A 9,542-nucleotide genomic window follows, 5' to 3' on the forward strand; every position below is an offset into this window, starting at 1 on the left:
GGTGTGAAACACGAGGAGCTGTTATATCATGACCACGACCAATGAAATTGCTGACAAGATCGCGTCCGAGCAGAACCTTAGCAAGGTGCAGGCCAAGGCGATTGTGGAGAGCGTCTTCCGGCAGATTACCGAGGCGGCGCTGGCCGGTGCGGAGACGTCCATTCCGAGCTTTGGCAAATTCAAGCTGAAGGAAACACCGGAGCGCGAGGGGCGCAACCCGGCAACCGGGGCGACGATCAAGATCGCGGCCGCGAAGAAGCTGGCGTTTACGCCGGGCAAGGCCGTAAAGGACGCACTCAACGCCTGAGGCATCCCATGACAATGACAAAGCCGGATCCTGGCTCGCTGCCCGGCTCCGGCTTTGTTGCTTTTTGCGAACGACCCCGCCTCGCGGCGGGGCCATTCGTGGATCCCGGTCATGCGGCCTCGCGGTTCGGGCGGGACCAGACGAGGACGTAGTCGCCTTCTTTTTCGGCCGGCCACAGGGCGGCGTTGATCGGGGCGTTGAAGCTCGGATCGTCGAGCTTGAGGGAGATGTAGGGCTCGCCGTTCGCCGAGACCGAGTTCCAGCCGGCTCCCACTTCGGCGGCGCCAGAGGTGACGCGGAAGTCCGGGGCGTCGCGGGAGACGCGCTCGATGGGATTGAGGCGGGCCTTCATTGCGACGGTTAGAGTGCGAACGTTGCCGACGATGGTGTTGCCGTTGGTGGTGAATTCGCCGATGACTGCCATGACTTGGTTCCTTTCGTGTGATCGGGCTGCGCCCATCGCTGCCTCGATGACGGTGTAAGGACCGGGAGCGATCGGTACTGCACCCCTTCAGGGGCCGGAACGCAGTGGAGGGCGGCTGGAGCGGGCTATTTTGTTTCGCGATGCAAAGCCCGGCCTGCCGGGCGGCGGAAAATAGTCCGGGCCGGTCGTTGCGGTCGGCCGATCGAGCCGCAGGCGTCTTGCGGTCACACCAGTTCCATCGAGGTCTGCGTGGGTGCACCGGTGTCCAGGGCGGAGGAACCTGGCAGGGCGCGGGGTCTCGGCGGTCCCCTGCTTCAAACGAACCCTTTCGGTGGCACGGACGTTCGTGATCGGCCGCATGCTGGCGCTTTCGTCCGGCGACGACTTTTTCCGGGACGGTGGGTTTTCCGCCTGCCCCTCCCGTTGCGTTTGAGGCAGCGCACGGATGGACTTCACCGACGCACGGCACAGCTCATCTCATCCCTGTGATGCGTCAGCGGCGGCACCTGATATCTGCCGTCGGCAACCCTGCCGAAAGGGATGAAGACCGCCTTGTCCGGTTCACCGCCGATCAGAACGCCGGGTGTCATGTCCAGGGGCGCCATTGCCGACTTCCGCCTCTGAGGCACGGGTTGCGCTCGCCCGATCGCGCCGGGCTCCTGTCAGACGCGCGATCCGATAGAGATGCCCGGCATAGACGGCAACGGCTTTCCAGTAGACCGCCATCGGCGCCTTGTTCTGTCGCCAGCTCCGTTCGGCGCGTTCCCGCGCGTCAAACGACAGTTCCCGCAGAAGCTCTGCCAGAACCGCACGCGCTTCCGGTGGCAGAGATCGCATTTTTTGCGCCGCGGGCAGTTGCAGAAGAGGGTTGCGCACTTCGGCGCTGGAGGATCGATCAGACACCGCACATCCCCTCGCATTCATTCGGCCACAGATCGAGCTGACCGTGGTCGGCGGCCGTCGACAGGTCCGCCCGATCGAGCGGCACGCCCGAGCGATGGAGAAAGACCTGCCCGCGAATGCCGCGCAATCCGCTGCGAATGGCGCGGTCGACCTCGACCGCATCGATCCAGGCATCGGTGTCGTGATCGCGCATGAAGCGCCAGCGTGCATCGTCATGGAAGGGGCACCCGATGCAGGCGGATTTCGGGGGCTCGGGATAGTCATGGCGGCGCAGCCACGCAAGGCAATCGCGTCGGCTCATGCGCTGTTCGATGAGCGGCCATCGGTTGATTTGCCATGCCTCCCGACTTGGTTTCATTCTGACGACTTCATCAAGGCTGATGCCGATCCATTGTTCCACAACCGGTGCGTCGGGAGACCGCCGGCGGGTGAGCCCGGCAAGCTCGCGGACCTTCCTGCGGATCGGAACGATCTTGTAGTCGGAGGTGCATTGGCGTCGGATCATGCCAATCGAGATTGTCTCGGTTCTGGTCTGGCGTGTGCCGACGGTGACAATTTCGCCCTCCTCATCTTCATCGAGGATCGGCACACGGGAACCGACTGGCGTTACCGTGCGGGTGAAGGCGGGAATGGAGGCCCAGCGGTTGCCAGCGCCTGCCTCCATGAGCTGGTTGCGGATGTTTCCGTTCGAGACGATATGGACCGGGAATGGCAGGACATTGGATGACATCAGCCATGCGAGATGATCATAGACGGCCTTCGGTTCCCATCCGGTGTCTGCGAAGATGGCGCAATCGGGCATCGGACCGATCTCTCCATGGGCCGCCATCAGGGCCATAGTGGTCGATTGCACGCCAGCACCGAGGCTGAGCGCCCGCAGCCGGATTTCAGAGGATCCGGTGACCTGGTTCGGGACAAGCGGAGAATACGCCATCAGCCCGCCTCCCCGTTCTGGTCGACGAGCCACCGGCGCAGGGCGCGTCGCATGAAACCGATGGATTCATTGATCTCCGTGATCCGGGCGTCACCGGCGACATAGCCGCCTTTACAAAACAGATCGACAAGGTGCCGCATGACGTCGAGATAGAGATGCCCGCCGGCGAGCGCGACGTCGCAAAAGGCAAATTTCCGATGCTCGGTGAGCGAAGCGATGTGCATTCCCGGATGTTCGCCAGACGGCATGACGCGGGCATGAGACGTCGGTCGCGGCCAGCGTGTTCCGAGATCGCCCCTCTTCATCGCAGCGACCATAGTTTCCGTCATACGGGCATCGTAGATTTCGATCGGCATGTCTGCAGCGCGGAAGCCGAGATGGGCGGAGAGAAAGGCGACTTGCGCCTTCTCCCTTCGCGGATCGACCGTGCGCAGCGTCCGCCAGAGCGGGCCATCGTAGCGGTCGATGGCCGGCATGTATCGGGGATCGTTGCGTTTGGTCGCCGAGCACGCCAGGATGAGCAATCTCGTGCACGGGAGGGCCATCACGCAGCCTCCCTGTGTTCAGCACCGTTCGGCTGCAAGCCATGCAGATAGGCGGTGGCGCGTTGCGCATGGGCCGCTGCCTGGAAGATTGCGCGCTTATCTTCACCCAATACCTTCAACCATGAGTGGAGGTAGCTTGCATGGTCGGGCCGTGGTTCGAGCTCGGGCGAAATTCCCACGTCCGCGGCTAAAAAAACGCTGCCCAGCTCGGCAATTAGCTCTTCGCGGCTACGCTCCGATCTGTCCTTGGCATAGCGGCTGAGGTCGCGTCCGACCCGCTCCGGACTTGCCGTCCAATGCGTCTTATGCCGATATCGGCATAAGGGTCATTATGCCGTAAGCTGGATTATGCCGCATGGCCGAGTTCGGCGGCTGCTGCGTCTGCTGTCGGCCATGCGGCAGTTCGGCATAATCAGAGCGCTTTGAAGAAGGCGAGTATGGGGTGGCAAGCTGCCCGACCGCTTCTGGGCGCCCAAGCCGGGAAAGCGGCCGTTCAGCAGGCTACTGTACTTTGACCGCAATGCGCCCCCTTTCCGGCCGTTCGACTGCCGCTTGCGGCGTCCCGAAAGCCGACATTGCTCACGGCGTAGCCAAGCGCAAGCCGATTACTTCGGCGTATATGTTCGAATCCCACCCGGTCCGCCACTTTGGTAAAAACCGGGAACGCCGATTCCCGCCGACTTTCCTCCTTTGGTGGCTACCGGCGTCCTCAATAGGGTGTTTTTTGCTGCCCTCGATGTAGATCGCGTCGTCCGCGATCTCGGCGTGTTGGGCGAATGCGCGGACATGTTCCCGCCGATAGCCGCCCTTACCAAGCCGGAGGCGAGTGCGAGCTTCGCTTGCCAGTTCCGGCATGGCCGCGTTTGCGTGAATCTAAATTCAAGCATCAAAGCGCCCGATGGATTGCACCTGGCACTTCTTTCTCAAGTCACCTCTAGATTACTTGGTAGCGAGGATTTCGAAATTGTGGACGTTTGCCACCACACCGTCGTCCCATCCACCTGAGATCAATTCTGAAGCCTTTTCATTCAGGAGTCCGGCGACTTGTCCGGCAAAGTGCGCTTCGCGGCCAGAGTTGTCGGCAAAGATGTCGAAGATGGCGAAGTTGTTCCCGTCAATCTGCAGCGCCGCCCAGAACAATGTCTTGGGTTCAGTTTCTGCGACGATGGGGCCGGCGGCGGTCAGCAAGGCTGCCAATTCGGGGCCTTTACCTGGAGCAGCTTCGAGCTTGATGTAAGTTGCGGTCGTTGCCGTGTAGAGATCAACCGGCGCCTTTACCGACAGGACATCGGAGTTGTTGATATTCGCGACAACACCGTCGTCCCATCCTCCGTCGACCAGCGCGTCGGCGTTTTGCTTCAAAGCCGCAGCAACCGCTCCTGAGAAGTGAGCGTCGCGTGCTTCTTCATCTGCGAAGATGTCAAAGATTGCGAGCATATCGTCGGCTTGCAGAGCAAACCAAAGTACAGTTCCCGTCTCTGTTTCCCGCACGATAGGTGCGGCACCTGCCAGAAACTCCGCGAAGGCTCCGGTCTGGCCTTCGGCGGCGGGCATGGCGATGTAGCTGGCAGTATGATTTTCCATTGCGTTGTCCTGTGCAGTTGCAGAAGTTGTGAACAGAGCCAGTGCGGCGAATGTCTGAAGGATTTGCGCTTTCATGGTCGTCTCCTGATTTAAAGTGCATCGTGTTTGGTTTCGATGCACTCTTGTCCCATGCTGGGTGCGCCGGGCTCCAATTCCGAAATTCTATTCTTTGATAGACGTGGACTATCGAACTTGTTTTGATGGCCTGAAATGAGATGTGACGGAGAATGTGGCGATGGAAATGAACCAGATCAGGTATTTTCTTGCCGTCTGCGAGCACCGAAACTTCACCCACGCAGCCAGTGCCTCCAATGTCTCCCAACCTTCCTTGACGACTGCGATCAAGAAACTTGAAGACGAGCTTGGAGGTGACCTGTTTGTCAGGGACCGTGCGGGATGCAGGCCTACGTCCCTCGGTAAACTCATGCAGCCAAGGTTGCAGAAGGTTCACGATGAGACGCGACAGGCTAAGGCAGAGGCGGTCCGTCATATGCGCTTGGAGCGGGTTCCAATCTCTGTCGGTGTCGGCGAAACGATTGGCCACAACAGGATTTCGGCAGCTATGGAGCGTACTCGTACGCGATTGCCGCAAGCCGAAATCGAATTGATCGTTGCGTCAACCTCCGAGCTTCTTGCCGGGTTACGAGATGGTGAATTTGACGTTGTAGTCACCGCAGAGAAGGTCAGTGAAGACCTCTATCGTATAGACCATCTCTATGAAGAGGACTACAAGGTCGTGGTGTCAAAGTCGCATCCGTTGTCTGAACTAAATGCGATCTCTCTTTCGGCTCTTGCTAAAACTGACATGCTTGACCGCCTAAATTGCGAAATGCGGGATGTTTTGCATGGGGCCTGCGCGGATCATGGTCACGAACTCTACGCGGCCTATCGGTCAAATCGCGTGGATTGGTTAGTTGAACTTGCTCGGCAAGGGTCAGGTGCGGTGATCCTGCCAGCCACCGCTATTCCTTCGGACATGGGCCTGGTGTCGAAACCCATCGATGGCCTTGAAATATCAAGAACTGTTTTGGCCCTTCGATATCGGCACCAAACGACGAGACCAGAGACAAATGATCTGATCCGTGAGATGACGCGCACGCTGGCGTAGTGAGGTCGGTAATCGACATTCGCCCATCGTGCAGCATTCGTCACTTTGGGCTCAGACCAGACTTTCGCGGCATCACGCTCGAACGTCCGTTCTACTTTTCTTCGAGATCTCGCCCGCAATCCGCCACTTAGCGCTGGAGAAATTGCGCCAGATTGCGGTGAAGGTCACAGCGAACCACACCCATTGTGTGCGGTGATAGTCGTCGGTGACGAGGCCGTACTCTTCAAGAAGCCACCGCGCCGCGTGAGGCGACCTTCGGCGCGGGTAACAGTGGGTGGGTTCTTTTCAATCTTGAAGAGCCGCTTGATTTCCCTGATGACCTCTTCAGCAGACGGCCCCGACTTTGCCGTCGGGTGGAAGTGAATGAACGGCAGGTTTCGGGCGCCGAACGCGGCGCTCCGAACGGCGACAATGGGGTCGGAAGCTGTCGCAAAATATGGTCGAAAGATATGTCTTTGTCGTGAAGGTTGTCGCTCCAACAACATGGAGCGCAAGAAATGGAAATATCAGATCAGACTACCTCCCTTGATCCCTACTTCGCGTCGTTCGAGGACAGTCTTTCTGCAAAGAACTACAAACCCGATACCCTGGCGAATTACCGATACCTGCTTCGCCGCTTCGGGCGATTGCTCGAAACCGAGGGCATTGCACCCTCGGCGTTGACGCCAGAACTTGCCGTCGAACTAGGGCGACGGTTGCCGGTCACACCAAAAAGCCAGATCAAGGTTCCCAATCTTGCCAGGCTGTTTGTCGCGCATCTGATTGAGATCGGGGTGGCGACACGGCCACCGTTGACACCTGCGCAGGCCGAACGTGCAGAGTTGCTGAGCAATTTTGAAACCTATCTTCTGCAGCAGCGCGGCCTCAGCCCGCGAACGATTTATCATGTGCTGCGGTTCGCGGATCGCTTCCTCGATCATCGCTTTGGTGACAATATGCTCGATCTTCCGGCGATGAACATCCGGGATGTCGTGGCGTTCATGGAGCACCTGCTCGCGCGCAAGCACCCGTTCCGCGACAAGACGCCGGCCACGCATCTGCGCAGCTTCTTCCAGTATCTGTTCGCACAGGGCCTGACGACGACCAACCTGTCGCTCAGCGTGCCTAGGACGCATAAGCCCTGGGGCGCCAGGCTTCCGCGTCATCTGTCTCCCGATGAGGTGGAGGCAGTTCTGGCCTCGGTACGGGTCAATCCGCGGCGCGGCGCCCGCGACTACGCAATGCTGATGCTGATGGCCCGCCTCGGCTTGCGCGCACCGGAGGTCATCGCGATGCAGCTTGATGACGTGGACTGGCGGGCCGGCGAGTTGCTGGTCCGTGGAAAAGGCCAGCGTCATGATCGGTTGCCAATCCCGCCCGACGTCGGCGAAGCCATCATCGGCTATTTGCAGCAGGAGCGAACGTCAACGACCACGCGCACGCTGTTCGTGACGCACCGAGCGCCAAACCGCCCATTCAAGGACAGCCAGGTCATAAACGACATCTTGAAGGAAGCGTTCGCGGCGACGGGCGTGAAGCCGCCGACGCCCTATGTGGGCTCGCATGTTCTGCGCCACAGCCTAGCGACGAATATGGTGCGCTCCGGCGCATCGCTTGAGGAAATCGGCGATCTGCTACGGCATCGGTCGCGGGCGACGACGATGATCTACGCGAAACTCGACACGGATGGCCTACGCTCCATCGCCCAATCTTGGCCCGTCGCGGAGGAGGCACGATGAGCTTCCTTGCCGAACTTGACCGCTACGTGACTCTCAGAAGAGTCCTCGGCGCCGATCTGAGTACCGATGCACGGATACTCCGTCGCTTCGCCACCTTCGCCGACCGCGATGGCGCGCAGCACGTGAACACCAATCTGGTCATGCGCTGGCTCGAGAGCCTGCCATCCGCCAGTCCCGGAACCCGGGCAACACGCTTCAGGGTGGCCCGTCAATTTGCGGAATGGTTGCATGGCATTGATCCGAGGCACGAGGCTCCACCCCGAGGATTGGTGCCTGGCCGCCTTCAACGCGTGCATCCATATATTTATAGCGAAGCTGAAATCGTTGCGATCATCGATCAGGCGCGGACGTTACCATCGGTCTACGGCCTGCGTGGCCTGACCTGCTCGACGCTCTTCGGGCTGATCGCCGTGACCGGACTTCGGATCAGCGAAGCTCTCGGTCTCGATCCTGCTGACCTGGAGGTTGAATCCGGCATTCTTCACGTCCGGCAGGGCAAACTCGGCAAGGAGCGATTGCTGCCGCTGGATCATAGCGTCGTGCAACGGCTCGAAAGCTACGGCCGCGAGCGGGACCGGCTGCTCGGGCGCAGGCCGGGAGCATTCTTCGTGACCTGCGAGGGGCATCGTCTTGGCGATTGCAGCGCCCGCTACAACTTCGCGCATGTGTGCCAGCAGATTGGGCTACGAGAGCCGCAGCTTTATCTTCGACATGGCCGTGGGCCGCGCATTCACGATCTTCGCCACACCTTCGCGGTGCGGACCATGCTGAACTGGTACCGGTCGGGCAAAGATGTCAGCCGCGAGATGATCAAGCTCACGACATGGCTGGGTCATGCAAGCCCTGCCAATACCTATTGGTATCTGGAAGCGGTCCCGGAACTGCTGGAACTGGCTTCGTCCCGAATGACTGGCGTGGCGGCGGAGGCGGGAATCCGATGAAGGCGACCAACTTCCCCGCGCTGATCCAACGCTTCTTCACCGACCGGCTCTCTACGCAAATGGAGGCGAGCCGCCACACCGTCGCTGGCTACCGGGACACATTCCGGTTGCTGATCCGGTATGCGAGTTCCAGGTGCGGGAAGCCGCCGACGAAGCTCACGATCGAGGATCTCGACGCCGATCTCGTTGCCGACTTCCTGACCCATGTGGAAACGGCGCGCGGCAACACGGCGCGCACCCGCAATACACGCCTTGCCGCGATCCGATCATTCTTCCGCTACGTCGCAATGACCGATCCGAGCTGGCTTCTTCATTGCCAGCGTATTCTCTCGATGCCGAACAAGCGGTATGTGAAGCGAAGCGTGACGTTCCTTGACGCTCAAGAGATCGCGGCGCTGCTCGCAGCACCAAATCGAACGATATGGGTGGGACGCCGTGATCACGCTCTGTTGCTGCTTGCGCTTCAGACCGGATTGCGAGCGTCAGAACTGATCAATCTGCGCTGCAAGGACGTGGTTCTTGGGACTGGCGCCTACATCCGCTGCATCGGAAAGGGGCGGAAAGAACGCAGCACTCCTCTTCGTCGCGATACAGCTAAGCTGATTCAGGGCTGGATAGGCGAACGCCGTAACAGCGATGGGCCATTGTTCCCGTCGATCCGGGGCGAGCGGCTCAGTCGCGATGCGTTGGAACACCTGGTGCGCAAGCATTGCCTAGCAGCATCACGAGTTTGCCCGAGCCTCGCAGGCAAGCGCGTCACGCCGCACACGTTGCGGCACAGCACGGCGATGGAATTGCTGCATCATGGTGTCGACCAATCCGTGATCGCTCTATGGCTTGGGCACGAATCCGTGGAAACAACCCAGATCTATATCCACGCCGACATGCGGCTGAAGGAAAAGGCGCTCGCGCAGGTTGCCAGCCCAGAAACGCATACCGGGCGTTATCGCCCAAGCGATGAGCTGCTCGCTTTCCTCGAAACGCTCTGATTATGCCGAACTGCCGCATGGCCGACAGCAGACGCAACGGCCGCCGAACTCGGCCATGCGGCATAATCCAGCTTACGGCATAATGGGTT

General features: G+C 60.1%; 10 protein-coding genes and 1 pseudogene. 5 read left to right on the plus strand and 6 right to left on the minus strand.

The window, feature by feature from the left end:
- The first annotated feature begins 28 nt into the window (after nt 1–28).
- Nucleotides 29–307 (plus strand): HU family DNA-binding protein, encoded by a 279-nt coding sequence (locus tag AGR1_RS28545; RefSeq protein ID WP_011982965.1) that lies wholly within the window; start codon nt 29–31, stop codon nt 305–307.
- Between the two features lie 109 nt (nt 308–416).
- Here AGR1_RS28545 and AGR1_RS28550 read toward each other — a convergent pair whose 3' ends face one another.
- The 6 genes and pseudogenes from AGR1_RS28550 to AGR1_RS28575 all read right to left on the minus strand — a co-directional run bounded on the left by AGR1_RS28550 (nt 417) and on the right by AGR1_RS28575 (nt 4,772).
- Entirely contained in the window at nt 417–731 is a 315-nt protein-coding gene (locus AGR1_RS28550; protein WP_035226669.1) for a DUF736 domain-containing protein, read from the minus strand.
- 561 nt (nt 732–1,292) lie between these two features.
- Complete coding sequence (locus tag AGR1_RS28555) at nt 1,293–1,634, minus strand: hypothetical protein (RefSeq protein ID WP_198650704.1); 342 nt, start codon at nt 1,632–1,634, stop codon at nt 1,293–1,295.
- Nucleotides 1,627–2,568, minus strand: coding sequence for a hypothetical protein (locus AGR1_RS28560; RefSeq protein WP_125269954.1), 942 nt, complete (start codon nt 2,566–2,568; stop codon nt 1,627–1,629). The genes AGR1_RS28555 and AGR1_RS28560 overlap by 8 nt, the downstream gene beginning before the upstream one ends.
- The gene (locus AGR1_RS28565; RefSeq protein WP_011982962.1) at nt 2,568–3,113 is read right to left on the minus strand and encodes a hypothetical protein; all 546 of its coding nucleotides are present in this window, start codon (nt 3,111–3,113) and stop codon (nt 2,568–2,570) included. The genes AGR1_RS28560 and AGR1_RS28565 overlap by 1 nt, the downstream gene beginning before the upstream one ends.
- A pseudogene (locus AGR1_RS28570) lies at nt 3,113–3,415 on the minus strand (zincin-like metallopeptidase domain-containing protein); the annotation flags it as partial. The gene AGR1_RS28565 and the pseudogene AGR1_RS28570, both read right to left, overlap by 1 nt.
- 637 nt (nt 3,416–4,052) lie before the next feature.
- Entirely contained in the window at nt 4,053–4,772 is a 720-nt protein-coding gene (locus tag AGR1_RS28575) for a hypothetical protein (RefSeq protein WP_108462684.1), read from the minus strand.
- A gap of 160 nt (nt 4,773–4,932) precedes the next feature.
- Here AGR1_RS28575 and AGR1_RS28580 point away from each other — a divergent pair, with 160 nt between their 5' ends.
- From AGR1_RS28580 to AGR1_RS28600, 4 genes are all read left to right on the plus strand, one after another.
- Complete coding sequence (locus AGR1_RS28580) at nt 4,933–5,805, plus strand: LysR family transcriptional regulator (RefSeq protein ID WP_061498856.1); 873 nt, start codon at nt 4,933–4,935, stop codon at nt 5,803–5,805.
- A 497-nt stretch (nt 5,806–6,302) separates the two neighbouring features.
- The gene (locus AGR1_RS28590) at nt 6,303–7,523 is read left to right on the plus strand and encodes a site-specific integrase (protein ID WP_024897184.1); all 1,221 of its coding nucleotides are present in this window, start codon (nt 6,303–6,305) and stop codon (nt 7,521–7,523) included.
- Nucleotides 7,520–8,464, plus strand: coding sequence for a tyrosine-type recombinase/integrase (locus AGR1_RS28595; RefSeq protein WP_149145806.1), 945 nt, complete (start codon nt 7,520–7,522; stop codon nt 8,462–8,464). The genes AGR1_RS28590 and AGR1_RS28595 overlap by 4 nt, the downstream gene beginning before the upstream one ends.
- On the plus strand, nt 8,461–9,453 hold the full coding sequence (locus tag AGR1_RS28600) for a tyrosine-type recombinase/integrase (RefSeq protein ID WP_024897186.1): 993 nt from the start codon (nt 8,461–8,463) through the stop codon (nt 9,451–9,453). Before AGR1_RS28595 ends, AGR1_RS28600 begins: the two co-directional genes overlap by 4 nt.
- Nucleotides 9,454–9,542: the final 89 nt, after the last annotated feature.

Origin of the sequence: Agrobacterium sp. B1(2019) (assembly GCF_008274755.1) — a bacterium.
GTDB lineage: Bacteria > Pseudomonadota > Alphaproteobacteria > Rhizobiales > Rhizobiaceae > Agrobacterium > Agrobacterium salinitolerans.

What these genes read in the sequence shown, in the direction of transcription:
- AGR1_RS28545 (WP_011982965.1), top strand. Translation starts at nt 29, where the DNA reads ATGACCACGACCAATGAAATTGCTGACAAGATCGCGTCCGAGCAGAAC.
- AGR1_RS28550 (WP_035226669.1), bottom strand. Translation starts at nt 731, where the DNA reads ATGGCAGTCATCGGCGAATTCACCACCAACGGCAACACCATCGTCGGC.
- AGR1_RS28560 (WP_125269954.1), bottom strand. Translation starts at nt 2,568, where the DNA reads ATGGCGTATTCTCCGCTTGTCCCGAACCAGGTCACCGGATCCTCTGAA.
- AGR1_RS28565 (WP_011982962.1), bottom strand. Translation starts at nt 3,113, where the DNA reads ATGGCCCTCCCGTGCACGAGATTGCTCATCCTGGCGTGCTCGGCGACC.
- AGR1_RS28575 (WP_108462684.1), bottom strand. Translation starts at nt 4,772, where the DNA reads ATGAAAGCGCAAATCCTTCAGACATTCGCCGCACTGGCTCTGTTCACA.
- AGR1_RS28580 (WP_061498856.1), top strand. Translation starts at nt 4,933, where the DNA reads ATGGAAATGAACCAGATCAGGTATTTTCTTGCCGTCTGCGAGCACCGA.
- AGR1_RS28590 (WP_024897184.1), top strand. Translation starts at nt 6,303, where the DNA reads ATGGAAATATCAGATCAGACTACCTCCCTTGATCCCTACTTCGCGTCG.
- AGR1_RS28595 (WP_149145806.1), top strand. Translation starts at nt 7,520, where the DNA reads ATGAGCTTCCTTGCCGAACTTGACCGCTACGTGACTCTCAGAAGAGTC.
- AGR1_RS28600 (WP_024897186.1), top strand. Translation starts at nt 8,461, where the DNA reads ATGAAGGCGACCAACTTCCCCGCGCTGATCCAACGCTTCTTCACCGAC.